This window comes from Microbacterium trichothecenolyticum (assembly GCF_000956465.1).
GTDB lineage: Bacteria > Actinomycetota > Actinomycetes > Actinomycetales > Microbacteriaceae > Microbacterium > Microbacterium trichothecenolyticum.
Genome location: NZ_JYJA01000015.1, coordinates 1 through 25,025, shown reverse-complemented (window position 1 = coordinate 25,025; position 25,025 = coordinate 1). Strand labels below are relative to the sequence as shown.

Genomic DNA, 25,025 nt, shown 5'->3' with positions numbered 1-25,025 from the left:
CCCCACCCCATCCCCGACCGGGTGCGCGCCGCTCCCCGCCTCTCCACCCGCACTACCGAAGGGAACCACCATGACCACGGCCACTACCTCATCCCGTCGCGTGCACGCCGAGTTCACGCGCACGGAAACGATCAACGTCGTCGCGCCGACCCCCGATATCCCCGAGCTACGCCCCGCGCCGATGCCGACAGCGGCCGCGCTCTTCATCACGATCGTCCCCGTCGTCGCGATCGCCTCGAGCGTCGCGATGATCGTCGCTTACGCGTTGGGCGGGCAGTGGTGAGCCGCCACAAGAACCCCGCGAAGGCCGTCGACAAGGTCTTCCGGGAGCTCGGCGCGACACGGGAGATTGCCCGCGACGGTCGCTCGGGCGTGAAGGGCGTCTACTACCGCTTCCCTGACGGCGCCCGCCGGCACGTCCCGAACGGCGTGCCGTGGGTCGCGGCGGCCGGCTTCATCCGCGAGGTGCGCGATCGCTACGCACCGGAACCGCCGCGACCGCCGATCAGCGGCGAGCGAGTGGGGCTGGGCAGTGTGCCTGCAGTCGACCAATCGAAGATCGCCGTCACCGACCACGCCAAGCAGCGCTTCGACGAAATGTCGCTCGGCGACGACGGCATCAGCCAGTTCGAGATCGACCTGGCCCTGATCTGCCCGATGCACGTGCTGTGGATGGAGAAGCACGGCACGTACGCGTGGGTCGGCGATCGCATCGCGGTCGTCGGGCACATGCGCGAGGGGTTCCTGACCATCCGCACCTACCTCTGGACAACCGACGAACTGTGGGAGCGAAACCCGCGCCCCGAGAAGGAGTTGATCGCATGACCGTCCCGCTGGTCCTGTTCGACGACACGCCACGTGCGCGTCGCGACGACCCTGTCACGTCGCACGCGGCGGCCGACAAGAACGACACCGCCGGCTCGCGCCGCGCGGTCCTGCTCATCATGTACGCCTACGACCGGCCGCTCGCCGACCACGAAATTGAGGCGATCCACAACGAGGCCGGCGGGAAGTACACCGGCCAGCGTCTCCGCACCGCCCGCGACGAGCTCGTCGACGACGGCCGCGTGATCCACGACAGCGAGGTCATCGGCCCCAAGGGATCGGCGTGCTGGACATGGCGACTCACCACGGCCGCAGAGCGGGAGAAGCCGCCCACCGAGAAGCGACCACGCGCCCGCCGGTCGCACGCGATCGCCAACACGAAGGAGAACCAGTGAAGAAGCTCTTGAAGAGGATGGGGGACGCCGTATTCGACGTGCTCCCGTACGTCATCGTCGCCCTGTTCGTCATCGCCCTCATCCTGATCGTGTTCGGCATCCGCCTCTTCATCACGGGCGGCGACATGGGATGCGCTTTCGCGAACGACCCCGCGCTCTGCATCGCAGTGAAGGAGGGCCGACCGTGACCGCCCATGACCCGTACCTCACTCGACTCGACGACGCCACACTCGAGGCCGTCGCGCGCGACCGCGCTGTCCTCTGGCAGACCGCGATCGACAACGGCGACTACGACACCGCGCAGGTGCTGCGCGACGCGCTCTTCGCAGTGAACCGTGAGGTCGAGCGCCGCGTCGACCTCGTCATCACGCAGGGGCGCGCGATCCGCGCGCTCATCGACAACGGCGACCTGCCGAAGTCGGCGCGCGTCCGCCGCCGGTGGGCTGACACCAGGCACCTCTTCGATACGAGGACCGCGACCACCATCGCCACGGCTTCCCCCGAGGAAGCCGCCGAGTGGAAGGACGCCGATGACCAGTTCCGGCTCTGACCTCGTCCGCGTCGACGAGGACATCGTCGACGCCGAGATTGTGGAGGAAGACGAGCTTGCTGTCTTCGGTTCACCCGACGACTGGCACGGCATCATCCACGGTCTGCCCGAAGAGGCGTACCACGCTCATCCTTCGCTGTCGTCGACTCAGGTGAAGTGGCTGCTCGACTCGCCCGCGCGCTACCGGTACAACCTCACGCACCCGCAGCCCTACAAGAAGGCGTTCGACGAAGGCTCAGCGCTCCACGCTCTCGTGCTCGGCACCGGATGGGAAGTCGTGACGATCCCAGCCGACCTGCTGTCCGGCGCGAACAAGGCGATCGCGAGCGCCGAGGCAAAGGCGTGGGTCGCGAATGCACGCGACAACAACCAGATTCCGCTCAAGGCGCACGAGGTCGCGAAGGTGGAGGCGATTGCCGAAGCTGTGCTTGCCGACCCCGATGTCATCGCGGAAGGGTTGCTCACCGGCGGCCGACCCGAGGTGAGCGTGTTCGCGCACGACGCCGACACCGGTGTCGACACCCGCTGCCGGTTCGACTACCTCGCCGACGACCTGTCGTTCGCCGTCGACCTCAAGAGCGGCACGTCGGTCACCAAAGCGGGGTTCTCGAAGGCCGTTGCCGACTGGGGCTACGACGTGTCGCACGAGCACTACCTGGACACGCTCGAGATCGTCACAGGCATCCGGCCGCCGAAGTTCTACATCGCGGTCGAGAAGGAGCCGCCGTACTTCACCGCCGTGTTCAGGCTGTCCGACGACGAGATCGAGATGGGCCGGAAGGAAGCGCGTGCCGCGCGCCGGCAGCTCGCCGCGTGCCGCATGGCCGACTACTGGCCGCACCGCCGTCTCGGCATCCAGACCACCGAGGCTCCGATGCGCCGCATCTACGACCACATCGACCGATTCAAGGAGATTGCATCATGACCGACACGACTTACGCCGACGCCGCGGTCGCGACGCCCGAGCCTGAGCCGAAGCCGTCGCGACTGCGCGCCGCGCAGGCGAAGGCCGACCGCGAGCAGGCGCGCGCCGAGGCCGCCAAGGCCGACGCCGCGACGGACGCCGAGGACTTCGTTACCGCCGACGAGCGGATCGTGACGTTCTGGCGGAAGTACCGCGGCCAGGAGGTGAAGATCACCTCGCACTCGCAGCGCATGGAACGCCCGAATGGCGCGGTCGAGTGGACCGTGCACGTCACGGTCACCGCCGGCGACCACACCGTTCAGGCGTCGGCGACTCGCCACTCGACGGACTGGAACGACATCGTGGCGGACCGCCCGCACGACTCGGCGCAGACCGCCGCCCTGTCGCGCGCCCTCCGGTTCCTCGGGATCAAGCCCAACGCCCGTTCGTGAACAAGCGGACCGGCTCGAACCACCCGCCGGTCAGCATGAAGGCCGCCGTCATCACCCGTGACGGCGGCCTTTGCGTCATCAACCTGCCCGGCTGCACCGGATACGCGCAGACCACCGACCACCGCGCGAACCGCCAGGCCGGCGGCTCCCGCCTGCTCAACGACCCCGTCAACCTCATCGGCGCGTGCGTCCGGTGCAACGACGCGAAGGCGCGAGCGCACGGCGCGGTCCGCGAAGAACTCGAACGACGCGGGATCAACGTGCTCCCGTCGTCGACCCACGCGAAGACGCTCGACCGCGCTCGCGATACACCCGTCGAGTACCCCGACGGACTCACCTACAAGCTCATCGACGAGGACACCCGCGAACTCGTCGCGACCCCGATCTGAGGACTCATGGAGTACGAACTTCCGCATGACACGCCGGAACCGACCGACCCGAGGGCGCTCAACGGCGGCCACGACCTCATCTTCCGATCCCGCGAGGGAGAGTCCATCGTGCTCCACCGCCCGCAGATCGTCGGGATGGTCGTCGAGAGCACCCCATTCCGCGACTTCTACGGGACGCACCTTCGATCGGTCGTGACGACCCGCTACGCGATCGTGCGACTCAACCCGCTATCCAGCGGCGTCGTCACCACGATGTTCAAGCCGGGCAGCCTCCCCGCCGAACCCACCCCGATCTTCGACCGACTCGCGAAGGAGCGTGCGCTGTGACGAGACTCGAACCCGCCGAACTCACGGAGAGAATCGTCGGCGTCCCGCGGCACCCCACCATCCACGCAGGCCGCGCCGTCAGCACCGAAGAACGGGTCTACATCTTGCACTCGTCGGAGTGCATCGACAGCGGCATCGACCTCCGCGAGTGCCGCTTCTCGATCGCGCTCGACGAGGGCATCGACATGGACCTCTGGGAACGCTGGCAGGACCATCCCGTGCAGCTCGCCGTGCTTCTCGACGGCCGCCTCGCACCGCTGAGCGTGACCAGATGAACGAGCCCGTCATCGTGATCGGCCCCGTGTCGGGCGACGGGCTCGCTCGCCTGCTAGCCGATCTCCCAGCCAAGCCGACCACCCCGAACCTCTGGGCGCGCGTCGCCCTTCCCACCGATCCCGCAGGAGAGACAGCATGACCGAACGACGGACGAAGCGCCGCTACGCCCACGAGTTGTACCCGCACGGCGGCGAGCACGAGGTGCGCCCGCTCGCCGTCGAGGTTCCATACCTCTACGCCCGAGCGTTGGGCCTCGAGATTCGCGGCACCGGATGGTTCACCGTCGAGCCCCGTACGGTGGCCGGCGATCGCACCTGGCACCTGATCGACGCCCGCCACCGTGCGTTCAACGCTGACGCCTTGCTCCAAGGGCTCAGCGGGCAGGAAGCGTGGGAGTGGGCCGAGTCGCGTGCGCTCGAAGAGTCCGGCGAGCTCGTCTGGGAGCGTGCCCTGCTCTACGGCGTCGACCCCGACGCGCTCAAGCCGTACCCGTGCGGACCCGAGCCCGACCGGCACGAGCACCTGAGCCCGCGGGACGCGCGCGGCGCGGCGACCGTCACCGTCGTGTGGATCAAGGAGTCCGAGTGCGAAGAGTGCACCGAGCCTGTGGAGGTGCCCGATGACGCGGCGTGAGCGCCGGAAGGTGCGCGTGCACCTCCGCACGAACAACGGCCGCTGGCGCGTCGGCATCCGCCGCATCATGTCCGACCGGGGCTACAACGTCGACCTCGGCTGGTGGTTCATCGCTGTCCGCGAGAACGACGGCGTCGGCGTGCACCGCGGGTTCTGGGATCTCGGCTTCGGTCGCACGCAGAACCGGTGGCGTAAGGCTCGCCGCGCGCGACGCAAGGCGGCCGGACGATGAGCCGCCGCCCCCGCACTCCGGTCTACTGGCCGCGGATGAAGGTACGTGGCCGGCGGAACCGCGCGAAGCTCGCCGCCCGCTACACGACCCGACAGATCGTCCGCGTCGTGTTCGACGGCATCGACACGGTGAACGGTGGAGCGAGGTTCCGTGCCGCACCGCCTGGCCAGGCGACGCACATGCTCGCGATCGACGGACCAACCCGCGATGGGTACGGCCGCATCGTCAAGAGCGCGCCGGCGCCCAGGGTGCAGCCGAAGCCCAAGCCGACGCCTGAGCGCTCGTGGTCGATGGGCTTCAATCTCACGGGCGACACGAGCGCGCTCCGCGACCTGCTGTTCGGGAAGGAGGGGCACGTGAATGCCACGGGATAAGCGCCTCTACATGACGTTCCCGATCGACTTCCACCGGCATCCGAAGCTGAAACGGTTGCCGGTGGAGGTGCGGTGGACGTTCGTCGAGATGAATGGCGAGGCGCGGATCGCTGACAACGACGGCGTGTTCACCCACGAGGATGCCGAGTTCGAGTGGCCGATCGACCACCTCGAGCGTCTGGTGTCCAGTCACCCGACACGTCCTCTCGTCGTGAAGACCGACACGCACTACGTCATCCGGGAGTTCCCCGAGCATCAGGAGACGAAGGCATCGCGAGAGGAACGGCGTGCCAAGAACGCCGCGAACGGCGCGAAGGGCGGCCGGCCCCGGAAAAACCCACCCGGAACCCAACAGAAACCCAGTGGGTTACGAGTGGGAACCGACTCGCAAGCGAACGAAACCCAGCAGAAAGCAGAGTCAGAGTCAGAGTCAGAGGACTACTACTCACCTTTAGAGAGTCAGTCCAGTAGTAACCGCGCGAGCGTTTCGACGGACTCATTCGAAATCTCTGAACACACGCGCGCGTCGGCGGCCCGGAAGGGCGTCGACCTGCAGGGCATCGCGGTCGCGCTCAACGGCATCGGCATCCGCGTCGACGCATACGGCGCGATGTCGCTCGCCAACCACCTGCTCGAGAAGGCGAAGAGCTTCCCGAGCGCACCCCAGCGGTACGTGCTCGGCTGCATCACGCAGTCGCCGCACGAGATCGCGAAGTACCTACACGACTCGGGCCTCGCCGCCTGAGCCACCTCACCCGGCCCCGTCAGCATCCATCGCTGGCGGGGCCTTGTCGTGCCGCTACGGCGGCCGGAAGGAACCACACCATGCAGCTCACGCTCATCATCATCCTGGCGATCCTCGTCCTGTTCCTGCTCGTCGGCACCATCCGCGGCATCGCCGACTCGGGCGTCACCGCCGGCCTCTGGATCAACGCGCTCCGGAACGTCATCATCACCATCCTGATCGCGCTCGTCGTGCTCGCAGCGCTCCCGATCGTCGAGGCGGCGCTGACGTGATCGGCCCGACGCACGCGTCGACGATGAGGCTCGCCGACTTCCTCGACGACCGGTGCCGGATGTACGCGCTCAGCGCCGCGTACCGCGAGAAGCTCCAGCGCGAGCGGCCGTCGCCGGGACAGCTCGCGCGGATGCGGAGCGGTCGTGCCTAGGCGGGGCTCGAGCCGCACATACCGGTGCCCGCCCGACCACGCGCACGGAAAGACGACGACGTGCTACGGCCACGGATGCGGGTGCGACGACTGCCTGACGACCCACCGTGAGAAGCGGCGCAAGGAATCCCGCGACATCGCGTACGGGCGGAAGCGCGGCCTCGTGCCGGCCGGACCCACGATCGCCAAGGTGAAGGCGCTGCAAGCCGCCGGTTGGACTCTCGACCAGATTGCCGAGGCCGCCGGCACTCGCGCGTCGCAGACGAAGAGCCTCATCTACCGGCCCGCCGTCAAGGTGTTCCCCGACACGGAGGCCGCCTACCTCGCGATCCGCGGCGTGAAGCCTGAGAAGACCGGGAATGGGCAGGTCGACGCGACCGGCACCCGACGCCGCTTGCAGGCGCTCGCGTGGATGGGGCATCCGTTCCACCGAATCGCCGACGGGATCGGGATGACCACGTGGAACACGCGTTGCCTCGCGACGACCGCGCGCGGATGCACCGCCGCCACTCGCGACGCTGTCGCCGCACTCTACGACCAACTGTGGTCGCAACCCGTGCCCGATGGGTTCTCGAAGAAGCGCGCGCAGAACGCCGCGATCGCGAACGGATGGGTCGGCCCCCTCGCCTGGGACGACCACACCATCGACAACCCGAAGGCGCGGCCCGCGATCGGCCCAAGGAAGGTCGCATGAGCCGCTGGGACGAACTCACCCACGCCGAAGAGCGGGCACGCGAGTTGCGCTGGAACGCGCACAGCGGCCCGCAGTCAGCACAGCGCAAGGCCGAGAACGCCGAGCGCGACCTAGCACGAATGGAGATGGGCGATGACGTCGACGACTGATACCGCCACCGACCCGCCCGAGGTCGCATACGAGGTGCCCGGGCTCACCCTCTGGCGCGGTGACTGCCGCGACGTGATGCGCGACCACATGGCCGCCGACTCGATCCACGCGATCGTCACCGATCCGCCGTACGACCTCACGGCCGGGAAGAAGGGTGGCACCGGCGTCGCATCCGACAACCCGAAGTCGCCCGCGGGCCGCTCGCGGATCAGCACCGGCAACGGCGGCGGGTTCATGGGGCAGGGCTGGGACGCGACCGGCGTCGCGTTCGAGCCCGAGACGTGGGCCGAGGCGTACCGGGTGCTGAAACCGGGCGGCTACCTGCTCGCGTTCGGCGGATCGCGGACGTGGCACCGCATGGCCGTCGCGATCGAGCAGGCCGGGTTCGAAATCCGCGACTCTATCGCGTGGCTCTATGGCTCGGGGTTCCCGAAGTCGATGGACGTGTCCAAGGCGATCGACGCGGCCGCGGGCGCGACGCGCGAGGTCGTCGGCTACGACGCGGCGAAGGCTCGCCCGAACAAGCAGAGCTACGCGAAGGTGCCAGGCGGCGAGCGGCTCAGCGAGGGCGGCGTCGCCGGCTACCAGGACAACGGCGCGACGATCACCGCGCCGGCGACGGATGCCGCGAAGCAGTGGGACGGGTGGGGGACCGCGCTCAAGCCTGGCTTCGAGCCGATCGTCGTCGCCCGCAAGCCCGTCCCCGGCACGATCGCCGCGAACGTGCAGCTCCACGGCACCGGCGCGCTGAACATCGACGCGACCCGCGTCCCGTACGCCGACGAGGCCGACCGAGCGGAGACGACGAACAAGAACCAGCACGCGAAGTTCGGCACCGAGGCCGGCGGGAACGCCGTCTACGGCGACTACTCGATGGTCGCGCCGAAGGACTACGACTCGACCAAGGGTCGCTGGCCGACCAATGTCGTGTTCACCCACTCGCCGCTCATCGACCCGGACACGGGCGACGTTCTCGGCGACGCGTGCGCCGACGGGTGCGTCGACGGATGCGCCGTCGAGAAGATCGGGCGCGCGGGTCGCATCTTCCCGACGTTCCGGTACGAAGCGAAGGCCCCGAGCCACGAGCGGCCGGTCGTCGACGGCGTCCAGCACCCCACGGTGAAGCCGCTCGAACTCATGCGGTGGCTCGTCCGGCTCGTCGTCACTGACGGCGGCACGCTCATGGACCTCTTCACCGGCTCCGGAACGACTCTCGAGGCCGCGCTGATCGAAGGCGCAGAGGTCGTCGGCGTCGAAGGCCACCGTCCGTATATACCGCTCATCGTCAAGCGGATCACCAAGCCACTGCAGACGTCGATGTTCGGCGACTGGGAAGGAGACGCAGCATGACCGCATTCGGGATCGACCTCAGCCTCCGGTCGACGGGGCTCGTGATGTTCGACGGCGAGACGTGGGACAAAGCCACGATCGAGACGACGCCGAAGGACTCGACGCCGGGATCGTTCCTCGATCGCGTCGACGACATCGCCGACCAGATCATCAACTGGTGCGACCCCCGCCAGGGCGACGTGCTCTGTCTGGAAGGGCCCGCACTGCAAGCGAAGTCGGCGCAGCTCGACCGCATGTTCGCGCTCTGGTGGCTCGTGTACAAGCGCCTCCGCGAGCATCACGCCGAACCGTTCGTGGTCCAGGCGCAGATCATCAAGCAGCTCGCCACCGGCAAGGGCAACGCGTCGAAGGAAGCAGTGCTCATCCAGACCGTGAAGCGGCTCGGACGGTTCGTCGACGTCGAGAACTTCGACGAGTCGGATGCCGCATGGCTCGCGGTCGCCGCCGGCATCATCGCCGGGCTCGACCCGCTCCCGCTCCCGGCGGCTCACCTCAAGGGGCTGAACGAACTCATCCGGAAGGGCGCGCCGTGACCGAACCGCTCGTCGTCGAGGGCGACATCGTCATCTTCATCACCAAGCGAGTTCGGACGTTCTGGCCGCTCGGGCTCCCGCTCGAACTGCCCGGGCTGTCGGGACGTCTCGCGACCGAAGCGTCCGTCGGGTGGCGCTTCACGGAGGGGGCGTGGCGGCCGAGCGCGGTCGACGTCGTCTCGTCGATCCCGCGCCGCGACGGCACGCCGTCGTCGCTGTCGAAGACCCACGTCCTCATCGCTCAGGAACGCGACGCGTTCCTCGCCGCGTTCCCCGACGCGGCACGGCCGCCGGCCGAACACATCACCATCAACATCGAAGGAGCCGCCGAGTAATGGCGATCGTCACCGTCGAGGGCACCGTCTCTCGCATCAACCAGAACGGCGTCGGGTTCGGCGTCAAGGAGTCGTGGCAGGGCCGGGAGGGGCGCGAGGCGCACCGCTACTGGTCGGCCTGGATGCCAGACAACGTCCCCGTGCAGGTTGTCGTCGGCGACGCCGTGAAGATCACCGGGCCGCTGCGCACGCAGGTCGACCGCGACCCCCGATTCGTCGCGCACACGGTCAGCAACGCGAAGGTCGAAATCACCCGCGAGAACGGGCCCCGATCATGGGCACCCGACAACGGCCAGCCGCCCGCGGACGAGTACCCGCCCGACGACCCGTACGCCGACGGCACAGCGTGGTCGACGGCCCAGGTGCCCGCCTGATGCCGAACAACTCAGCACGCCCGGCCAGGGTCACCCCGTTCACGTTCCTCCGCACCGAGGGCGGACAGTCGTGGCTCGAGAAGGCCGAGGTGAAGGAGCCACCGAAGACGCCGTGCTGTGCGCGATGCCGGCGCGGTACGAAGGCGCTCGGCGCGCAACCGTGCGGGTACGCCGCCGTGCGCACCGGATGCCCGTACATGGAGTGCGCGCACTACCGGGGGCCGCGGTGAAGTCTGGCGAGCTGTTCGCTGGCGTGGGTGGGCTCGGCATGGCGGTCGACGCCGTGTTCGGGTCCACCCCCGCGTGGTTCGCCGAGTTCGACGAGGCCCCGTCGAAGGTGCTCGAGCACCACTACCCGGACGTCCCCAACTACGGCGACGTCACGCTCGTCGACTTCACCGCGGCCCCGCACACCGAGATCCGTTCCGGCGGGTTCCCCTGCACCGACGTATCGCTCGCCGGACGCCGAGCCGGCCTGTCCGAAGGCACACGATCCGGCCTCTGGTCGGAGTTCCGCCGATCGATCGCCGAGGACCGGCCCGAGTGGGTCGTCATCGAGAACGTGCGCGGACTGCTCACGGCTCGAGGCGAAGCACCTCATCAGGCGTGGGCCGATGCCGACGCCGACGTCGCGCGGTGGGAGCGGGTGATCGCCCTCATCGAGCACCGCATCACCAAACGAAAGGGCGACCGAGACTATGTCGCACGGAAGAAGCAGGAACGCCTTCGCTGTACTCGACAGAGAGAGCGGGCTGTGGCTCGACGCCAACGGGAAGATCGACTTATTCCAAGAGCAATCGCCACTGTTCTCCGGGACTTGGCCGATCTCGGGTTCGATGCGGAGTGGACACTGCTTCGAGCATCCGACGTCGGGGCACCCCACAAGCGCGAGCGAGTCTTCATCCTCGCGTGGCCTGCTGAGAACACCAGCCGCAGCCGAAGCGGAGGGTGGCCCGCGGGATAGGCACCGCCCCGGCGCCACGATGCGCCTGTCCGACCAAATCCGCGAGGAAATGGAGGACGGGCGCATCGTCGTCTCGCCCGCCGACAAGCTGTTCCCGACGCCGTCCGCCGCCGTGATGAACGACGGCGAGTCAGCCGAGTCCTGGCACACCCGCAACGAGCGACTGCGCGAGAAGGGCTACAACGGCAACGGCATGGGAATGCCGCTCACGATCGCCGTGCAGACGTTGCTCCCGACTCCGAGCGCGGCGATCGCCGACGGCGGGCAGACGTCGCGCTCTGGCGCCAGGAAGGGCGAGCCCCTGCTGGGCGGCATCGCGGTAGAAGCGGCGACCCGCTCGCTACTGCCGACACCGAACGCCGCGCTCGCGACATCGGGCCCGGACTACGCGCGCGGCGGCCGAGACGCCGGCGGCGACGACCTCGCGACGAAGATCGCCCTGCTCCCGACGACGACGACGGCGCAGGACAGCGAGGCATCCGGCAACGGCACCGGCGTCACCCTCCCCGACGTCCTGCAGCGCGAACGCCGTGGGCCCGTGTCTGACGTCGACTGGGGCGAGTACGAGCCCGCGATCCGACAGTGGGAAGCCGTCATCGGCCGCCCCGCCCCGTCGCCCGTCCGCTACGACGGCCGCGACGGGAAACCCCGACTCAACCCCGAGTTCACCGAATGGATGATGGGCTGGCCCGCCGGCTGGCTCACCGACCCAGTCATCGGGCTCACTCGGGCGCAAGCACTGCGCGCCGCCGGCAACGGCGTCGTCACCCTCCAAGCGCGACTCGCGATCCGCGAGCTGCTGTCCCGAGAAGGAGTACCCCGTGTCCGACGAGCCGCTTGAGCCCGAAGTCCACGACTGCATCACCAACGACCTCGCACGCGTCAACCGAGTGGACAGGCCGGCACCGTGCCGGCGACGCGACGCGCACTGGGCGTCGTGCGAAGACGAGGACGCGTGCCGCGGATGCGTGCCGCGGTCGGCGACGCGCGGCCTCCTGTGCGCCGTCTGCTGGCGGAAGGTCGCCGACGCGCTGGCCCGGGTCGAAGACCTCATCGTCCACCTCCGGTCGATCGAGAAGGACGCGCAAGCCGTCGGAGAGCGGGTGCAGACCACGATGCAGAAGCGTCTCGTCGTACCCGACTCGTGGCTCGCCGCCGACGACCTGCTCGACGCGCTCGGCGCATCCCCGATCCCGTCGACCGCGTCCATCGACGAAGCGTTCGCGATCGCCGCGGACGCCGTCGACGCGTGGGCCGACCTCGAGGCGATCGTGTCGACGCGGGAGGGCGCGAAGCGTGCCGTCGTGCTCGTGAAGCGGATGAACCTCGCGCTCCGACGCTGGCCAGACTCCGAGGCGCACTACCGCCACGTGCCGCACATGCTCTGCCCGTCGTGCTCACAGCGCACGCTCTGGCGGCGCGCGCCCCTCGAACTCGGCGACGACCTCATCGTCGAGTGCTCGGGCTCGCACCTGATGTACGACGAGCCGGGGTCGCGTGACTGGAACGGCGAGGTCACCCGCTGGAAGCTCGGCTACCCGTACTGCGAGTGGCGCATGGACTGGGACGAGTTCGCCCGCGTCTACGGCCCGATCTTCGCCGCCGTCATCGAAGCCGAGGACCGCGCCGCCGGCAGGAAGAAGCGCCCGCGCATCGTGCTCGAGGGGGAGACGCCCCGACGCGCGTCGGCCGAGTGCACCGCCGGCGACCACGGCAACGGATGCCTCGGACTCGAATGTGGCTGCGACTGCCACCTCACCCGCACGTACTCGCTCTGGTCACCGAAGCAGAGCGTCGACACCCTCCGCGCGATCGCGGCGGCCGAAGGAAGGAAGTCCCACGTATGACCCGCGAAGCGATCGAGCGAGCCGGCAGGCAACTCGCGAGCAACACCACCGAGCACCGAATGGAGGTGCTGCACGACGACGGCGTGTACCGGCACCTCCGGTTCGCGAAGCCGGGCTCGTGGGTATACGGCTTCGACATCGTCACGTGGCCCGGGCACCTCGCCGTGTCGGGCGACGTCGGCGACGGCTGGTCGTTCTCCCGACTGCACGACATGTTCGAGTTCTTCGGGCACCGCGAGGTGAACGCCGACTACTGGTGGGAGAAGATGCCGTCGCAGCTCCGCGACCGGGCGAAGCATTTCTCCGAAGACCTCTTCAAGCAGATCGCGCACGAGCACATCGAAGAGTGGCCGATCGGGAAGAAGCAACGAGCGAAGGCGATCGCCAAGTTCGACGAGGACTGGGATTGGACGCCCGCCAGCCCCGAGCATCAGCGCGAGTACGTCGCCGAGTTCAAGTTCACCGACAAGCACGGCCAGACGCACGACTTCGGCCCGGACACATGGGAGTGGGGAGCGGAGGACTTCGACCACCACTTCCTGCTCGCCCTGCACGCGATCGTCTTCGGCATCCGGAAGTACCGCGAGTACGAGGCCGCGATCGAAGCCGCACGCGCACCCCAGGCCGCCGCATGACCACCCCCACCAAGAAGGGCACCCCCATGAAGATCAAGGCGATCATCGCCGTCGCGAGCTACGCGCTCGCGATCACCCTCGCGAACGTCCTCACGAACTGGTTCGGGCTCGTGCCCGTCGGGTTCGGGATGCTCGTCACCGCCGGCACGTACGCGGCCGGGCTCGCGTTGCTGGCCCGCGATTTCGTGCAACGCTACGCCGGAACCCGATGGGTGCTGGCAGGCATCGGGTTCGGCGTCGTGCTGTCGTGGTTCCTCGCATCCCCGGCCCTCGCGCTCGCATCGGCCGCCGCATTCGCCCTCGCCGAGCTCGCCGACCTGCTCGTCTACGCGTGGGTGCGGCCTGCAGGATTCGTCCCGGCGGCCGCGGCGTCGAACGTCATCAGCGCGCCGATCGACACCGTCGTGTTCCTCGCGATCGCAGGCTTCCCGCTCACGTTCGACGCGATGGCCGGTCAGTTGGTCGGCAAGCTGTTCTGGGCGACGTTCATCCCGCTCGCCTTGTACGTCGCGGTCCGCGAGATCCGCCGGCGTGCGCGTGAAGCTCTGACGGCCGCGTGAGGTACTTCGCGAACCCGTCGACGCCACGAGTTCGCGAGGCCATGCAGGCCGGGCTGATCGACTGCATCGTCACACCCAAGCAGGGCAACCGCATCCCAGAAGGGGTGTGGATCTGCGCGGACAACGGATGCTTCGGGAAGGGCTACCCCGGCGACGACGCGTGGTGGGCATGGTTGCAGACCTTGCCCGCCACGCGCTGTCGTTTCGCCGTGGCGCCCGACGTCGTCGGCGACGCCGTCGCGACGCTCGAGCGCTCGCGCCCGTGGCTTGAGCGCATCCGATCTCTCGGGATACCGGCCGCGTTCGTCGCGCAGAACGGGCTCGAGCACATGCCGGTGCCGTGGGACGAGTTCGACGTGCTGTTCATCGGTGGCGACACCGAATGGAAGCTCGGCGCGCACGCGCGCGCCCTCATCACGGAAGCGAAGGAGCGAGGCAAGTGGGTGCACATGGGCCGCGTGAACTCAGAGAAGCGATTGCTGTACGCAACGCACGCCGGGTGCGACTCGGCAGACGGGACGTTCCTCGCGTTCGGCCCAGACAAGAACCTCCCGATCCTCGAGCGGTGGCTTCGGTCCGTCGCGCAGCCGACCCTGTGGGGCTGAGCGCGTGACGGACACGAAGCGGCACGCATCGGGCCGCGAGCCCGGCCGCGCCTACTGCGGCACCAAGACGAAGGACATGGCGACGACGCGCCGTGCAGTGACGTGCGTCAACTGCAGGGCCGCGCTCCGCGCCGACGGACAACTCAAGGAGTACCCATGACCGGCCAGCCGTACAAGACCCAGGAGCGCTACCTCTACTCGGAGACGGTCTACCACGACGCCGACGGGAACGAGGTGGGGCGCGAGCGCGCACACGACGACGCATGGTGGGACACCGCGGCAAGCGAGCCGATGACCGAGCAGGAGATCGCGGACTACATCGGTGATTCCGGCGACGAGAGCGACGGGCTGTGAGGCTGGCGATCGCAGACCCGCCGTACCCGCCCATCTTCCGCGAACGGTTCGACCTCGTCGACGGAGGGTCGCGCGTCACCGTCCGGTCGCGCGCGACCCGCTGGTACGGCGACGGGCCGCGCTCGTCGACGGACTCACCGCGCGCCGACGTGCACCCCGAGGCCGCGAAGTGGGACGACCTCACCGAGCACCGGAAGCTGATCCTGCACCTGGTGGAGAACTACGACGGGTGGGCGATCGCGACCACACCCGACGGGCTGCAGGCGTACTTCCCGCTCCCACTGAACGCGCAGATCATGGCCTGGCACAAGCCGACCGCGATGCGTGGAGGCGGGCGGATCATCGAGCGCTGGGAACCCGTCATCGTGTACGTCCCCGAGGGGCGATCGACACGCGACGGTGCCGGCGTCCCCAACGTGCTCACCGCGAATGCCCCACGCGCGACCGCGCGCCAGGGCTCGTTCGTCGGCGCGAAGCCGCCCGAGTGGACCCGCTGGGTACTCGCCGCACTCGCCTACGACCCCGCTGTCGACGAGCTCGTCGACATGTTCCCAGGCTCGGGAAGCGTCGCTCGAGCCGCGGACGGGATGCTCCCGATCGACGCGATCGCCTGACCGAAGGGCCGTCCCATGACCCCTTGTCTCGATTGCCGCGACGGTAGGCACGCCGCGTGCACCGTCTGCCCGTGCTGTTCCCCGCTCATCCCACGACCCACCCCCGAAGGAGCAACGCCATGACCGGCATCACCACCCGCGACCTGACCCTCGGCATGAAGACGGCGATCGTCGGCGACATCGTCGCGCTCGACCTGTCCAACGGCCGCGACGACGACGACCCCCAGTTCGCGATCCTGCCCGACGGCGAGCTGCGCGTCACTCTGCACGTGCGCCTCGCGGACAACCCGACGCCGGCCGAGCGCCGTGCCGCGCTCGTCAAGGTCCTACAAAAGTCGCTCGTCGACGTCGAGACGGGACCGCTCAGCGACACCCCGTACCGCGACGCCGACGTGAACGACGAAGGCAACGTCGACCTCTACGCCGTGTCCCGCAAGGAATGGCCGGAATCATCCGTCGACGTTCAGCAGCTCGCAGACGAGATCCTGGCGGGGGTGACACCGTGAGCGGGTTGCCGCGCCCGATCGGACGCCGCCGGACAGGCAGGAGAGTAACCACCACACCGCTCGTGTACGCCCGCGTACCGTCCTGGCCGGGCTACACGTTCGATGTGCTCGTGCGTCCCGGCCAGACGCTCGGCTGGCATCTGCCGCGCGAGTTCACGGTGCACGGACTTGCCGGCCGCCTCACCGTCATCCACGAATGGAGCCGGAAGTGACCGATGTCGACGAGGACGAGGACCGCGCGCGCCGTCTCGGATGGGCGCGCGGCGACGCGAAACGCAAGCTCGTCGAGCGCGGCTGGGAACCGGAAGAAGCGAAGGCCACGGTGGACGCGATCCCGGACGAGCTATACGCGATCATCCAGGCGTTCGCGGTCGAAGAGGTGACCGACTGTTGGACGGCCGGGATGCGCGCCACGATCCGTATGCGCGAGCTGCGCGATTGGATTCGCGACCTTTGGCCGCCGGACACCGAGCGGTCGATCAACGCGAAGCGAAGACGAATGGCGGCGCTCGAGTCTTTCCTACGCGCCCGTGCCTGACGCTTCACAGCCTCGCGCCGAGCGGCAACGTCGTGCCGCCCACGACGGCCGCTCGGCGCGCGTCACCGACCTCATGCAGTCCATCGCCCGGATCGTCGAGACGGGCGGATACCCCAAGGAGAACCCATGTTCCGACCCCATCTGAGGGGAGTGCAGACCGTGCCCATCACGAAGCTCGGGCGCGTCCCCGCCTGCACCGCTCACCGCCGAGGACAGCACCGGTGGGAGGTCGCAGCCGTCGTGCACGTCGCCGTGCTCGACACCACCCCGCCGTCCGTCCGCGTCCACTGCAAGCGATGCGAAGTGACGCTCGACGCCGATATCCGCCGCATCCTCCGACCCCTGCTCCCCAAGAACCGCCGACGCGCGGCCCACGCCGCCAAGAAGGGAACCCACCAGTGAACACCGAACCCGGAAGACTGCTCGTCCTGCCCGACACCTACACCGACACCAACAGCACGCCCGTGCCCGTCGTCGGCAACGTCCCCCGGTACGCCACGTTCGGCGACGCCGGCGCGGACCTCATCGCCACCGAGGACGTGTGGATCTCGCACGGCGAGTTCAAACTGATCGGCACCGGCACGTCCGTCGCGATCCCCGAGGGACACTTCGGGCTCGTCGCCGGCCGATCCGGGCTCGGCATCAAGCACGGCATCGCGCTCGTCAACGGGATCGGCGTGATCGACGCCGGCTACCGCGGCGAGATCAAGGTCGGCCTCATCAACCACGGCTCGCAGCCGTTCAAGGTCAACGCAGGGGACCGTGTCGCGCAGCTCATCATCGTCCCGTTCGTGTCGGCGCACTTCGCGCCCGTGCTCGCGCTCCCCGAATCCGAGCGCGGCACCGACGGGTTCGGCTCGACAGGAGTCCGCTCGTGACCGCGGGCGTAGACGGCAAGTGGTCCGTCCGCGACACCCTCACCGGCGCGATCTACCCGCAGCCGAACAAGACCATCGCCGAGAAGGTCGCCGAGTTGCACGGTCACAGCGCAGTCATCCCCGGGTGGCCAACGGACGACGACCGCGAGGCAATCCGCGCCGTCGTCCTCCCGGTCATCGCCAACGCGAGGAACTACCCGCACCCCGTCGCGCGCGTCATGCTCGGGCGCGATATGAACCAGGTGATCGACGCCGTCACGGATGCCGTGCACGCCGCCGGCTTCCGCCTGCAACGGCCGATCACGAACTCGCGTGAGGCAGACGAAGCTATCGCCGAGGTCGCTCGTGGAATCGCGAGCATCCGCGTCGTCCACGTGCCGGGACACGTCATCTCCTGGACGAACGCGTTCGAGCGAGCACTGATCCGCGCGTGCCGTGAACATGACGAGAGGAAGGCCAGCGATGCATCCTGACCGGAGACGAGAGGGCCGCGCGATCCGCAAGGCCCGCCGAGAGGCCGCGGCGCAGCTCCCGGACGCGCTCGAAGCGCTTTCGACGCTCGCGACGATCGCGGCCGACACCTTCGACCACCTGGGCCGTGTGATCGCCCAGTTCGCGGAGGCCGTGGCGGGCTCGCTCGAGGAATGGCAACGCCGGTGGCTGTGGAAGCTCGCCGAGTACGAGCGGAAGGAGTTCGAGTGGCGTCTGGCGCACCGAGCGTTGACGACCGGGAAGTGAGCGAGGGGGACGCGCAACGCGAGGCGCGCGTCCCCCTCGACACGCTCATGGCGATCTTCGGGATCAGCAAGCCCACCCTGTTCCGGTGGCTCGCGGCCGACAAGATCACCACCCACGGCAACGGGACCAAGGAGAAACACGTCAAGTGGGGCGACATCATCGACGCGTCGAAACGTTCGACACGCTGGCCGCGTTGACCGGTGAGACTCGAAACTTCTGCTAGGTTTCTAACATCGGGCCACGCCCGCGACCAGTCCCCGCCCGAGAGTGGGGACTTCTGCTTTTCACTCCCCGTTGCACCCGCCTGACGCCATGCCGTGGGACGCGCGCGAACGGCCCCGCCGGGTCGAGTGAGCAGACAGAGCGTCGCGGCGTGGCCTGACTACAACGGCCGGCACCACTGGGCGCACACCATCGCCGGCCTGCATACGCGCCTGTTGCCCCGAGGGACGCATATCGGGGCTCCCACCCACTCACCACCCCGTCGCGGGCATCCACTCGCGGTTGAGCATTGCGCACCGAAGCACACACTGGGCGCGCGGCGGGGTAACCACCTCACAACGGAGGTCGCACGCATGGCCGAAGCTGACCTCCGCGCCGACGGCCTCTACGAGTGCCCCGACTGCCAGCGCACGTACGACTCGGAGAAGAGCCTGGCGTTCTGCTGCAACCCGGCCGCGCTCCGATCGGTCGGCGCACGCGACACGTACCTCGGCTAGCATCAGCAACATGAGCGAGCCCACGCGCACAGAACAGACCACCGACCGCCGATGGATCGCAACTACCGCGATCACCGTCGCGGTCCTGCTCGTGCTCGTGAACATGGCGAACCCGACGATCTGGCTTCTCGTGCCCGCGCTCGTCGTGCTCGTCTTCTCGCTCCGGATCGCGTTCAAGCATCCGCACCTCAAGACTCCCGCCGGCGTCGCGGCCGTCATCGCCGCCCTCGCAGGCGGCATCAGCATCTTCTTCGGCTGACCGCGATAGCGGGGGAGGGAGGCAATATGGCCCGCCCCGCCTGGCAAGGATCGACGCGCCGCTCCACGCTCCCGTGGGGCTGGTACACGCGCATCCGGCCCCGCATCCTCGCCCGCGATCGCGAGCAGTGCCAGTGGGTCCGCGAGGACACCGGCGAGAAGTGCCTGGACCATGCAAATCAGGTCGACCACCGCAACCAGGCCCGCAATTGGGACCACAGCGACGACAACCTGTGGTCGCTCTGCGAGTACCACCACCAGCGCAAGTCGAGCTCGGAAGGTGGACACGCGAAAGCGGCCCGGGCGCGCGCCGCAAAGCGGCGACACCCGGGCCTGCTGTGAGGGTCGACTAGCGCTTCGCGCGCTTGCGACCGACCTTCCGCGCGGCGCCCACGTAGGGCTGCAATGCGGCCTCGAGGTCGGTGCGGTTCGCAGCCGACAAGTCGATCGCATACGACTTCCCGTCGAGAGAGAACGCAACTTCGCGCACGTCGTCCTCCGACCCGTCGATGTCGTCGACCAGGATCACACGAGTCGTCCTGCTCATCCGCTCACCTCCGCAACTTCGACGCTTCGGATCGCGCCGTCGCCGTCGAACGTCACCTCGAGCGGAACGCCCTGGTACTCGGAGTTGTCGATCGCGTTGCCGACCGCGGCATCCTTCGCCGTCGTCGCGACCGTGCCGTCCGTGAACTCAACCCGCCATGTCGGGTTCCCATCGCGGCTGTTCCGCAACCGCTCGAGAGACGCAATCTGCTTCGTCATTCCTTCGATCCCTTCGTTTCGACTGCCTTTCGCCGGCCCCAGTTGCCCGGCCCCGGGCGCTGCGCATTCCACTCGTCGATTGTCTTGACCGACCAGCCACGCGCCGCGTTGAGCCCGGACCCGACGCGCACGTCGGGCTCGGGAAGGCGATACCGCGCGACCGTGTTCCGCGATACGCCCAGGTGCCTCGCCACGTCCAGCAGGGACAGATACTCGACAGTCATCTCCCCATTCTCGCGTGACTGCACACGCTCGTGTGTAACAATGCTCATGTTCGGTTCCCTTCGATCCGATCACCGGATGCCGCAACTTGGCCGTGGCGGCATCCCGACAGCCCCGGATGCTTCGTGCTCCGGGGCTGTCCTCTTGCCTACTGCCCGCGAGCCCGTAGCGCTGCGCGCACCACCTCCGCGAACGCCGCATCGAGCCCGCTCGTCTTGTCCTCGTAGCTTTCCCACGCCCGAGAGTTGTAGTCGACCTCGCCGTCGTCGTTCGTCGCGTCGGCGAGGTCGCTCTGCGCGGCATCCCACGCCTCGACCAACTTCCGCGCCGCATCCCAGTCGACCTCGCCCGCAACTTCGGCCGGGGCCGGCTGACCTTCGACCACGTCGTCGCCTGCAGGGTAGTTCGCCGCAAAGTACCGGTAGTCGGCCGCGAGGGCCTGGTCGTCGGTCCGCTCGTGCATGTCGGACCCCGAGCCGTAGCAATCCAGCCCCGCCCAGATGATCGTCTCGTCGTTGTCCTCGGGCTCGAACGCACCCTCGTGCGACTTGAGCCACGCCAGCACACGCGCTCGAGCGTTCGCGTACCGAAGCGGGTCGTACTCGTATGCGTCGGGACCGCACTCGCAGAAGTCGGCATCCTCGCCGCACGCGTCGTGCACGAGCATGATCCCGTCAGGGTCGATGTCCGAGTCGATCGACGAGTACCCCTCGGGCGTCTCGGGAATCTCAGCGGCCTCGTCGTCGACCTCAAACGCGTAGCCACCGATCCACCAGATGGTCGCAAGCGGAACGAGGTTCGCGTCCATAGCGAGGCTGTCGCGCACCCGCTTGCCGTCGACCCGCCCGTCGTCAACGATGCGGCCCGCCTGCTGGCCGTCGTACATCGGCCGGGGGATGAGCCCGAACCGCAATGTCTGGTCGCCCTCGAGCAGAACGCCCGTCTCGTGCGAGTCGCCGTAGAACGCGACCGCGCATGCGATCCCCGCCGACTCCCACTTGTACTGTGCGCGCGCAAGGATGCCCGCAATCTCGTCCGGCTGCGCCGTCTGGTAACCGCCCATGTCCTCTGTCCTCTCGTGTCTCTCGTGCAATCAGTGCGCGTCGGCGAACGTGCGGCCGTATCGGTGATTGTGGCCGCATCCGCCGGACGACATCGCCTGGATGCAAGGCTCGCCGTCACGATGCCACGCGTAGTCGCGAATCTCGGCGCGCTGTGCAATGCTCGCCCAGTTCTTCGCGATCGAGCCGTTTCCCGAGCCGCCCAGTATCCGCTCGCACATGCTCAGGAACTCGCCCGTCTCGACCCACAGGCCGTTGACGTTCCCTTCGATGTCCTCCACGCTCACCCAGTACGAAAGGTGCTCGTGCCGGTAGTTCACTCCGAGACGAGCTTCGAATGCCTCTTCCACGTGCGTCTTCGCGCTGATGAGGTACTGCACGCCGCGCGTCACGTCCGACTCGCCGTCGGCGTCGAGCGCAAAGCCCGGCTCGTCCACCGGCTCATCGTCCGCGACGTGCGCGTGTCCTGCAACGTGCGCCTCGCGCATCTCAGCGGCAATGAGCGAGTCCACCGACGTGATCCGGCGCTCGCACGCGAGGCAATAGAAGCCCCACGGCTGAGCCTCCGAGACGTGCGAGTTGAAGTCGACCCTCCCGACCGGCGTCTCCGAGCCCGCGACCGCAACCCAGTAGCGCAACACGCCACCGCGCCCCGTGTCGGCGAACGGGTCCGCAACAGAATCCTTCGTGAAGCCGCTGTCGATGACCGTGTCCTCCGACGTGTCGCGACCCATCCGGACCCTCTGGCCCGCTTCGAACGCCTTCACGAACGCCCGCTTGTCGACTCGCGTGAACGTGTAGTACATGATGCAATCCCTCTCGGTTGTGTCTCGTGCAATCGGGCAATTCGCCCAGTGCCTCACTCGCGTCGTGAACGCGCGCGGCCTACGCCGTGTGAGGCTGTCGCTTGGTGTGGGGGCAATCTCGCCCCTCATTTGGGTCGCGTCCCGCGAGGTACGTAGCGCCGACCCTCGGTCCGGCCGTCACCCAATCACGCGCCGTCGTATTCATCGTGCAATCTCCCCTCGTGCAATCCATTCCTGCCGTTCGCCCTCGCCGAGTGCCACGTCGACGAGCGCAATTTCACCGCGCGTCTCGGCCGCAAGTCCCGCCCAGTCGATTCCGCCCAGCGTGGCCGGCCGGACCGCCGGGACCGTAGGAGCTGCGGGCGCCACGCCGACCGGCGGCTCGAGGAAGAATTCGTCGATGCTCATGGTCTGCATTCCTTTCCGGTCCCGGTCCTGCAATCACGCGTCGCGCGTGCAATCCTCGATCGCGGTCCCGCAATAGCGGCACTGCCATGCGGACCGCGCGCTGTCGTAGTAGTGCTCGTGGTCGCGTCGGGCGTCCTGCCAGACGTAACCGCCACCGCCGATGTCGTAGTACGTGACGCCGTCGATCACGATCGGGACGATCATGTCGCCGCCGTCGGGGTGCTCAGGGTCGTAGTCCGACCCTCCGGGCGCGAACATCACGTCGGTCAGGATCGGGAACCCGTCGGCGTCGAACGTGAGGCGTACGCCCTCCGAGTCCGTGACGTACGCATCCGGGAACAACTCGCGCAATGCGTCGGCCGATGCAATCAGCGTCTCGCGCGTGAAGATCGGGACCGCCCAGCCGTTCCACCGATGCCACGCCGACACGAAAGCCGGGATGCTCGGCGCGTCGTCGACGACATCCATCGTCACGCGTCCGGGACGGTAGCCGCTCGGCGCGCCCTTGAGCGCTTCCCAGTCGATCGGGCGCAATTCGCCGCCCTCGTCGACGCGTCCGAGAATCTTGAACGGCTCACCCGGCGCAAGATCGTTCCACTCGTCGAAGAGGTCACGCCCTGCAAGATCGTGCGCGCCCGAGTCGAATTCGACGCGCAATGTCTCGTCGTGTGCGAGCGCGTCCGACACGGCCAGCCCGCGCTCATAGTAGGTGACCGATTCCGGCTCATCCGTGGTGCTCATGTCCTGCCCTCTCGTCGTGCAATCCCGATGCCGCAAATCGGCATCCGTGGCGCGGGGGATAGCTTGCAATCCCATGCCGGCTACGTCCGGCCGCGCCCACCCTCTCAGAAAACCTCTACCCACTCGCCCGATGCGAGCTGTCGCAATTCGCCCTGTACCTCTTCCACGTCCGGCCGAATCGGCGTCACGGGTGCAAGCTCGGCCGCGCCGACGATCGTGTGAATCTGCTGTCGCGAGAGGCCGACGGCTCGAGCGATCGCGACTTTCGACGCGCCGCGCTTCGACGCTTCGACGACGAGCGCGTCACGCTCGAGCGTGAGTCGGCGCAACTCTTCGAGTTGCCCGAGCGTGTAGTCGGCCGACTCCGTGAAAGCAACCTCGGCACGTGCCGCAATCTGAGCCGCGCGCCACTCGGAGAACGTGAGCCGTTCTGTCGCTTCGTACTCTTCGACCCACTGGCGAAACTCGGTCGTGAGGTGCTTCGCAATCACGTGCCACGGGCCCGAGAACGCCGCGAGTTCCGAGTCGCCCCCGAGTTGCGCGACGCGCTTGTCGGCGGTCGGCGTGTTCTGCCAGATGTACGTGATGCCGTCGCAGTGGTCGTAGAACCGGGCAATCTCGCCCCGTACGTACGTCTCCCACGCGTCGCGATCCGTCTTCGACATGGTCGCAATCCCTTCAATCCCTCGGCCGCTTGGCTCGGCCGTCCTGCAATGCGTGAGCGCTCGGATGCTTGCAATCCGTGCCCGGCGTCAAACCGGCGCGCTCGCCCTACCTCAAACCTCGGCCGCGTGGGGCGAAGTTTCGTCCTGACAATCCATCTGAGCGTGGAAGCCGTATCCGCACGGGTAGCACATGCTCAGACCTCCGTGAGAGCCGTGTGTACCTCGGCCCAGTCGATCCGCCAGAACGACCCGATCTCGGCCGCGACATCGGCCAGCCCGGCGGGCATCTCGCCGCCGAACGTGTCCCGGTATCCCGCAGGGGTGAACAGGCTCTCGGCCTCACCCTTGATCCGGTCCTGCTGAGCGGCCAGCCCGAGGTTCTGGAACGATCGGTCGCCGACCAGTTCCGAGAACGTCATGTACAGCCCGGCGTCGTTCTGAATGTGGAGCACGAGCGCCCACGTTTCGCGGTTTGCCCATCCGTTGTACTCGTCCGACATGGTGTCTTCCTCTTCGATCCGGGGCCCTTGGCTGGCCCGTGGTGGCTTGTGATGACCACACTACACACGCTCATGCGTAGTGTCCACTCACTTTCCAAAATCGAGGGAATGCCGGCTACCGAAAACCGCGTAAATACGCGAAAAATCGGCCAGAAATTAGCCGGCACGCCCCGCAGCTCGTCGGCGTGTCACGCCCGGTCCGGACGGCGGCGAGCGACCCGCAGCACTACGCCCGGACCACATACGCGCGGGGGACAGCTGGCATCACGGCAGGACAGCGCACACGCGCCGATCCTGAGCGCTCGCACACACGCCCGATGCTCGGATGCCTCACACGCCAGGACAGCGACACACACGCGCCCGTGATCCTCTCGCCCTAGGTAGGGGACAGCACACACAAGCGTGAGCCACACGCGCCCACCTCACGTCCTGTCATCGCTCACGTGTGCGCGTGTGAGGCATGAGCGCTGATAGCTCACGAGCGCGTCACGTACGCCCGTGCCCATGCTCGCCCGTAGTGGACACCCGCTGTCTGTCGCGTGGCTTGACGCACACGCCTAGTCGCTCGCGCGTCTCTCGCCTACTGTCGCGCGCTCATACGGGGCCTAGGTGTCGCCTCACTTGACGCTCGCACGACGACCCGGGCCCGGACCCCCCCTACCGGCCCTGTCTCTTATAC

General features: G+C 68.1%; 53 protein-coding genes. 44 read left to right on the top strand and 9 right to left on the bottom strand.

Features of this window, described 5'->3' with window-relative positions; genetic code table 11:
• Window positions 1–70 precede the first annotated feature (70 nt).
• The 44 genes from RS82_RS00770 (at window position 71) to RS82_RS00590 (ending at window position 19,520) form a co-directional block, all read left to right on the top strand.
• On the top strand, window positions 71–283 hold the full coding sequence (locus tag RS82_RS00770; protein WP_045296231.1) for a hypothetical protein: 213 nt from the start codon (window positions 71–73) through the stop codon (window positions 281–283).
• A complete protein-coding gene (locus RS82_RS00765; protein ID WP_157005240.1) occupies window positions 280–825 on the top strand; it encodes a hypothetical protein in 546 nt (181 codons plus the stop codon). The genes RS82_RS00770 and RS82_RS00765 overlap by 4 nt, the downstream gene beginning before the upstream one ends.
• Window positions 822–1,220 (top strand): hypothetical protein, encoded by a 399-nt coding sequence (locus tag RS82_RS00760; protein ID WP_045296229.1) that lies wholly within the window; start codon window positions 822–824, stop codon window positions 1,218–1,220. Before RS82_RS00765 ends, RS82_RS00760 begins: the two co-directional genes overlap by 4 nt.
• The gene (locus RS82_RS00755) at window positions 1,217–1,408 is read left to right on the top strand and encodes a hypothetical protein (protein ID WP_045296227.1); all 192 of its coding nucleotides are present in this window, start codon (window positions 1,217–1,219) and stop codon (window positions 1,406–1,408) included. The genes RS82_RS00760 and RS82_RS00755 overlap by 4 nt, the downstream gene beginning before the upstream one ends.
• Window positions 1,405–1,770: a hypothetical protein gene (locus tag RS82_RS00750; RefSeq protein WP_045296225.1), complete on the top strand. Its 366-nt coding sequence runs from the start codon at window positions 1,405–1,407 to the stop codon at window positions 1,768–1,770. The genes RS82_RS00755 and RS82_RS00750 overlap by 4 nt, the downstream gene beginning before the upstream one ends.
• Window positions 1,751–2,695 (top strand): PD-(D/E)XK nuclease-like domain-containing protein, encoded by a 945-nt coding sequence (locus RS82_RS20515; RefSeq protein WP_052676628.1) that lies wholly within the window; start codon window positions 1,751–1,753, stop codon window positions 2,693–2,695. The genes RS82_RS00750 and RS82_RS20515 overlap by 20 nt, the downstream gene beginning before the upstream one ends.
• Complete coding sequence (locus RS82_RS00740; RefSeq protein ID WP_045296223.1) at window positions 2,692–3,126, top strand: hypothetical protein; 435 nt, start codon at window positions 2,692–2,694, stop codon at window positions 3,124–3,126. Before RS82_RS20515 ends, RS82_RS00740 begins: the two co-directional genes overlap by 4 nt.
• A complete protein-coding gene (locus RS82_RS00735) occupies window positions 3,123–3,515 on the top strand; it encodes an HNH endonuclease (RefSeq protein ID WP_045296221.1) in 393 nt (130 codons plus the stop codon). Before RS82_RS00740 ends, RS82_RS00735 begins: the two co-directional genes overlap by 4 nt.
• A gap of 6 nt (window positions 3,516–3,521) precedes the next feature.
• The gene (locus tag RS82_RS00730) at window positions 3,522–3,842 is read left to right on the top strand and encodes a hypothetical protein (protein WP_045296220.1); all 321 of its coding nucleotides are present in this window, start codon (window positions 3,522–3,524) and stop codon (window positions 3,840–3,842) included.
• Complete coding sequence (locus RS82_RS00725; RefSeq protein ID WP_045296219.1) at window positions 3,839–4,117, top strand: hypothetical protein; 279 nt, start codon at window positions 3,839–3,841, stop codon at window positions 4,115–4,117. The genes RS82_RS00730 and RS82_RS00725 overlap by 4 nt, the downstream gene beginning before the upstream one ends.
• Window positions 4,114–4,257 carry a hypothetical protein gene (locus RS82_RS21255; RefSeq protein WP_157005239.1) on the top strand — a complete coding sequence of 48 codons (144 nt, stop codon included), beginning with the start codon at window positions 4,114–4,116 and terminating at the stop codon, window positions 4,255–4,257. Before RS82_RS00725 ends, RS82_RS21255 begins: the two co-directional genes overlap by 4 nt.
• On the top strand, window positions 4,254–4,751 hold the full coding sequence (locus RS82_RS00720) for a hypothetical protein (protein ID WP_045296218.1): 498 nt from the start codon (window positions 4,254–4,256) through the stop codon (window positions 4,749–4,751). Before RS82_RS21255 ends, RS82_RS00720 begins: the two co-directional genes overlap by 4 nt.
• Window positions 4,738–4,983: a hypothetical protein gene (locus RS82_RS00715; RefSeq protein ID WP_045296217.1), complete on the top strand. Its 246-nt coding sequence runs from the start codon at window positions 4,738–4,740 to the stop codon at window positions 4,981–4,983. Before RS82_RS00720 ends, RS82_RS00715 begins: the two co-directional genes overlap by 14 nt.
• Window positions 4,980–5,357, top strand: coding sequence for a hypothetical protein (locus tag RS82_RS00710; protein WP_157005238.1), 378 nt, complete (start codon window positions 4,980–4,982; stop codon window positions 5,355–5,357). The genes RS82_RS00715 and RS82_RS00710 overlap by 4 nt, the downstream gene beginning before the upstream one ends.
• A gap of 10 nt (window positions 5,358–5,367) precedes the next feature.
• The gene (locus tag RS82_RS00705; protein WP_045296215.1) at window positions 5,368–6,102 is read left to right on the top strand and encodes a hypothetical protein; all 735 of its coding nucleotides are present in this window, start codon (window positions 5,368–5,370) and stop codon (window positions 6,100–6,102) included.
• 80 nt (window positions 6,103–6,182) lie between these two features.
• Complete coding sequence (locus RS82_RS00700; protein WP_045296214.1) at window positions 6,183–6,374, top strand: hypothetical protein; 192 nt, start codon at window positions 6,183–6,185, stop codon at window positions 6,372–6,374.
• Window positions 6,371–6,526, top strand: a complete 156-nt coding sequence (locus tag RS82_RS21250) for a hypothetical protein (RefSeq protein ID WP_157005237.1) — start codon at window positions 6,371–6,373, stop codon at window positions 6,524–6,526. Before RS82_RS00700 ends, RS82_RS21250 begins: the two co-directional genes overlap by 4 nt.
• On the top strand, window positions 6,519–7,220 hold the full coding sequence (locus tag RS82_RS20510; RefSeq protein ID WP_157005236.1) for a hypothetical protein: 702 nt from the start codon (window positions 6,519–6,521) through the stop codon (window positions 7,218–7,220). The genes RS82_RS21250 and RS82_RS20510 overlap by 8 nt, the downstream gene beginning before the upstream one ends.
• Window positions 7,217–7,369 (top strand): hypothetical protein, encoded by a 153-nt coding sequence (locus tag RS82_RS21245; RefSeq protein ID WP_157005235.1) that lies wholly within the window; start codon window positions 7,217–7,219, stop codon window positions 7,367–7,369. The genes RS82_RS20510 and RS82_RS21245 overlap by 4 nt, the downstream gene beginning before the upstream one ends.
• Complete coding sequence (locus RS82_RS00690; protein WP_045296212.1) at window positions 7,353–8,720, top strand: DNA methyltransferase; 1,368 nt, start codon at window positions 7,353–7,355, stop codon at window positions 8,718–8,720. The genes RS82_RS21245 and RS82_RS00690 overlap by 17 nt, the downstream gene beginning before the upstream one ends.
• Entirely contained in the window at window positions 8,717–9,253 is a 537-nt protein-coding gene (locus RS82_RS00685; protein WP_045296211.1) for a RuvC family protein, read from the top strand. Before RS82_RS00690 ends, RS82_RS00685 begins: the two co-directional genes overlap by 4 nt.
• Complete coding sequence (locus RS82_RS00680) at window positions 9,250–9,588, top strand: hypothetical protein (protein WP_045296210.1); 339 nt, start codon at window positions 9,250–9,252, stop codon at window positions 9,586–9,588. The genes RS82_RS00685 and RS82_RS00680 overlap by 4 nt, the downstream gene beginning before the upstream one ends.
• Window positions 9,588–9,962 carry a hypothetical protein gene (locus RS82_RS00675; protein ID WP_045296208.1) on the top strand — a complete coding sequence of 125 codons (375 nt, stop codon included), beginning with the start codon at window positions 9,588–9,590 and terminating at the stop codon, window positions 9,960–9,962. The genes RS82_RS00680 and RS82_RS00675 overlap by 1 nt, the downstream gene beginning before the upstream one ends.
• A gap of 226 nt (window positions 9,963–10,188) precedes the next feature.
• Entirely contained in the window at window positions 10,189–10,926 is a 738-nt protein-coding gene (locus tag RS82_RS20920; protein ID WP_052676626.1) for a DNA cytosine methyltransferase, read from the top strand.
• A 49-nt stretch (window positions 10,927–10,975) separates the two neighbouring features.
• On the top strand, window positions 10,976–11,767 hold the full coding sequence (locus RS82_RS00665) for a hypothetical protein (RefSeq protein WP_052676625.1): 792 nt from the start codon (window positions 10,976–10,978) through the stop codon (window positions 11,765–11,767).
• Window positions 11,748–12,773, top strand: coding sequence for a hypothetical protein (locus RS82_RS00660; protein ID WP_045296206.1), 1,026 nt, complete (start codon window positions 11,748–11,750; stop codon window positions 12,771–12,773). Before RS82_RS00665 ends, RS82_RS00660 begins: the two co-directional genes overlap by 20 nt.
• Window positions 12,770–13,408 carry a hypothetical protein gene (locus RS82_RS20505; RefSeq protein ID WP_052676624.1) on the top strand — a complete coding sequence of 213 codons (639 nt, stop codon included), beginning with the start codon at window positions 12,770–12,772 and terminating at the stop codon, window positions 13,406–13,408. Before RS82_RS00660 ends, RS82_RS20505 begins: the two co-directional genes overlap by 4 nt.
• Complete coding sequence (locus RS82_RS00650) at window positions 13,405–13,968, top strand: VUT family protein (protein ID WP_211255834.1); 564 nt, start codon at window positions 13,405–13,407, stop codon at window positions 13,966–13,968. The genes RS82_RS20505 and RS82_RS00650 overlap by 4 nt, the downstream gene beginning before the upstream one ends.
• Entirely contained in the window at window positions 13,965–14,573 is a 609-nt protein-coding gene (locus RS82_RS00645; RefSeq protein WP_211255833.1) for a hypothetical protein, read from the top strand. Before RS82_RS00650 ends, RS82_RS00645 begins: the two co-directional genes overlap by 4 nt.
• A gap of 4 nt (window positions 14,574–14,577) precedes the next feature.
• Window positions 14,578–14,733: a hypothetical protein gene (locus RS82_RS21240; RefSeq protein ID WP_157005234.1), complete on the top strand. Its 156-nt coding sequence runs from the start codon at window positions 14,578–14,580 to the stop codon at window positions 14,731–14,733.
• Window positions 14,730–14,927, top strand: a complete 198-nt coding sequence (locus tag RS82_RS00640) for a hypothetical protein (protein WP_045296204.1) — start codon at window positions 14,730–14,732, stop codon at window positions 14,925–14,927. Before RS82_RS21240 ends, RS82_RS00640 begins: the two co-directional genes overlap by 4 nt.
• Window positions 14,924–15,541, top strand: coding sequence for a hypothetical protein (locus RS82_RS00635; protein ID WP_045296202.1), 618 nt, complete (start codon window positions 14,924–14,926; stop codon window positions 15,539–15,541). The genes RS82_RS00640 and RS82_RS00635 overlap by 4 nt, the downstream gene beginning before the upstream one ends.
• 119 nt (window positions 15,542–15,660) lie before the next feature.
• Window positions 15,661–16,047 carry a hypothetical protein gene (locus RS82_RS00630; RefSeq protein WP_045296200.1) on the top strand — a complete coding sequence of 129 codons (387 nt, stop codon included), beginning with the start codon at window positions 15,661–15,663 and terminating at the stop codon, window positions 16,045–16,047.
• Between the two features lie 62 nt (window positions 16,048–16,109).
• Window positions 16,110–16,259, top strand: a complete 150-nt coding sequence (locus RS82_RS21235) for a hypothetical protein (protein ID WP_157005233.1) — start codon at window positions 16,110–16,112, stop codon at window positions 16,257–16,259.
• Window positions 16,256–16,585: a hypothetical protein gene (locus RS82_RS00625; RefSeq protein WP_045296198.1), complete on the top strand. Its 330-nt coding sequence runs from the start codon at window positions 16,256–16,258 to the stop codon at window positions 16,583–16,585. The genes RS82_RS21235 and RS82_RS00625 overlap by 4 nt, the downstream gene beginning before the upstream one ends.
• Window positions 16,578–16,730: a hypothetical protein gene (locus RS82_RS21230; RefSeq protein WP_157005232.1), complete on the top strand. Its 153-nt coding sequence runs from the start codon at window positions 16,578–16,580 to the stop codon at window positions 16,728–16,730. Before RS82_RS00625 ends, RS82_RS21230 begins: the two co-directional genes overlap by 8 nt.
• Entirely contained in the window at window positions 16,712–16,987 is a 276-nt protein-coding gene (locus RS82_RS21465) for a hypothetical protein (protein WP_169748662.1), read from the top strand. Before RS82_RS21230 ends, RS82_RS21465 begins: the two co-directional genes overlap by 19 nt.
• A 26-nt stretch (window positions 16,988–17,013) precedes the next feature.
• Window positions 17,014–17,463, top strand: a complete 450-nt coding sequence (gene dut, locus RS82_RS00615; RefSeq protein WP_045296233.1) for a dUTP diphosphatase — start codon at window positions 17,014–17,016, stop codon at window positions 17,461–17,463.
• A complete protein-coding gene (locus tag RS82_RS00610) occupies window positions 17,460–17,936 on the top strand; it encodes a hypothetical protein (protein WP_045296194.1) in 477 nt (158 codons plus the stop codon). Before dut ends, RS82_RS00610 begins: the two co-directional genes overlap by 4 nt.
• Window positions 17,926–18,201 carry a hypothetical protein gene (locus RS82_RS00605; protein ID WP_045296192.1) on the top strand — a complete coding sequence of 92 codons (276 nt, stop codon included), beginning with the start codon at window positions 17,926–17,928 and terminating at the stop codon, window positions 18,199–18,201. Before RS82_RS00610 ends, RS82_RS00605 begins: the two co-directional genes overlap by 11 nt.
• The gene (locus RS82_RS00600; RefSeq protein WP_045296190.1) at window positions 18,198–18,398 is read left to right on the top strand and encodes a hypothetical protein; all 201 of its coding nucleotides are present in this window, start codon (window positions 18,198–18,200) and stop codon (window positions 18,396–18,398) included. Before RS82_RS00605 ends, RS82_RS00600 begins: the two co-directional genes overlap by 4 nt.
• 378 nt (window positions 18,399–18,776) lie before the next feature.
• The gene (locus RS82_RS21225) at window positions 18,777–18,920 is read left to right on the top strand and encodes a hypothetical protein (RefSeq protein ID WP_157005231.1); all 144 of its coding nucleotides are present in this window, start codon (window positions 18,777–18,779) and stop codon (window positions 18,918–18,920) included.
• 10 nt (window positions 18,921–18,930) lie between these two features.
• A complete protein-coding gene (locus RS82_RS00595) occupies window positions 18,931–19,179 on the top strand; it encodes a hypothetical protein (RefSeq protein WP_045296188.1) in 249 nt (82 codons plus the stop codon).
• 26 nt (window positions 19,180–19,205) lie between these two features.
• Window positions 19,206–19,520, top strand: a complete 315-nt coding sequence (locus RS82_RS00590; protein WP_045296186.1) for an HNH endonuclease — start codon at window positions 19,206–19,208, stop codon at window positions 19,518–19,520.
• Window positions 19,521–19,527: 7 nt separating this feature from the next.
• Here RS82_RS00590 and RS82_RS00585 read toward each other — a convergent pair whose 3' ends face one another.
• The 9 genes from RS82_RS00585 to RS82_RS00545 all read right to left on the bottom strand — a co-directional run bounded on the left by RS82_RS00585 (window position 19,528) and on the right by RS82_RS00545 (window position 24,346).
• The gene (locus tag RS82_RS00585) at window positions 19,528–19,725 is read right to left on the bottom strand and encodes an Lsr2 dimerization domain-containing protein (protein ID WP_045296232.1); all 198 of its coding nucleotides are present in this window, start codon (window positions 19,723–19,725) and stop codon (window positions 19,528–19,530) included.
• On the bottom strand, window positions 19,722–19,943 hold the full coding sequence (locus tag RS82_RS00580) for a hypothetical protein (protein ID WP_052676621.1): 222 nt from the start codon (window positions 19,941–19,943) through the stop codon (window positions 19,722–19,724). Before RS82_RS00580 ends, RS82_RS00585 begins: the two co-directional genes overlap by 4 nt.
• Entirely contained in the window at window positions 19,940–20,167 is a 228-nt protein-coding gene (locus RS82_RS00575) for a helix-turn-helix transcriptional regulator (protein WP_045296183.1), read from the bottom strand. The genes RS82_RS00580 and RS82_RS00575 overlap by 4 nt, the downstream gene beginning before the upstream one ends.
• Before the next feature lie 146 nt (window positions 20,168–20,313).
• A complete protein-coding gene (locus RS82_RS00570) occupies window positions 20,314–21,228 on the bottom strand; it encodes a hypothetical protein (RefSeq protein WP_045296181.1) in 915 nt (304 codons plus the stop codon).
• 30 nt (window positions 21,229–21,258) lie between these two features.
• Window positions 21,259–22,032 carry a hypothetical protein gene (locus tag RS82_RS00565; RefSeq protein ID WP_045296180.1) on the bottom strand — a complete coding sequence of 258 codons (774 nt, stop codon included), beginning with the start codon at window positions 22,030–22,032 and terminating at the stop codon, window positions 21,259–21,261.
• Window positions 22,033–22,233: 201 nt separating this feature from the next.
• The gene (locus tag RS82_RS00560) at window positions 22,234–22,440 is read right to left on the bottom strand and encodes a hypothetical protein (RefSeq protein WP_157005230.1); all 207 of its coding nucleotides are present in this window, start codon (window positions 22,438–22,440) and stop codon (window positions 22,234–22,236) included.
• A 33-nt stretch (window positions 22,441–22,473) separates the two neighbouring features.
• Complete coding sequence (locus RS82_RS00555) at window positions 22,474–23,181, bottom strand: hypothetical protein (RefSeq protein ID WP_045296178.1); 708 nt, start codon at window positions 23,179–23,181, stop codon at window positions 22,474–22,476.
• 104 nt (window positions 23,182–23,285) lie between these two features.
• Complete coding sequence (locus tag RS82_RS00550; RefSeq protein ID WP_045296177.1) at window positions 23,286–23,846, bottom strand: hypothetical protein; 561 nt, start codon at window positions 23,844–23,846, stop codon at window positions 23,286–23,288.
• A 194-nt stretch (window positions 23,847–24,040) separates the two neighbouring features.
• Window positions 24,041–24,346: a DUF7249 family protein gene (locus tag RS82_RS00545; RefSeq protein WP_045296176.1), complete on the bottom strand. Its 306-nt coding sequence runs from the start codon at window positions 24,344–24,346 to the stop codon at window positions 24,041–24,043.
• Between the last annotated feature and the right edge of the window lie 679 nt (window positions 24,347–25,025).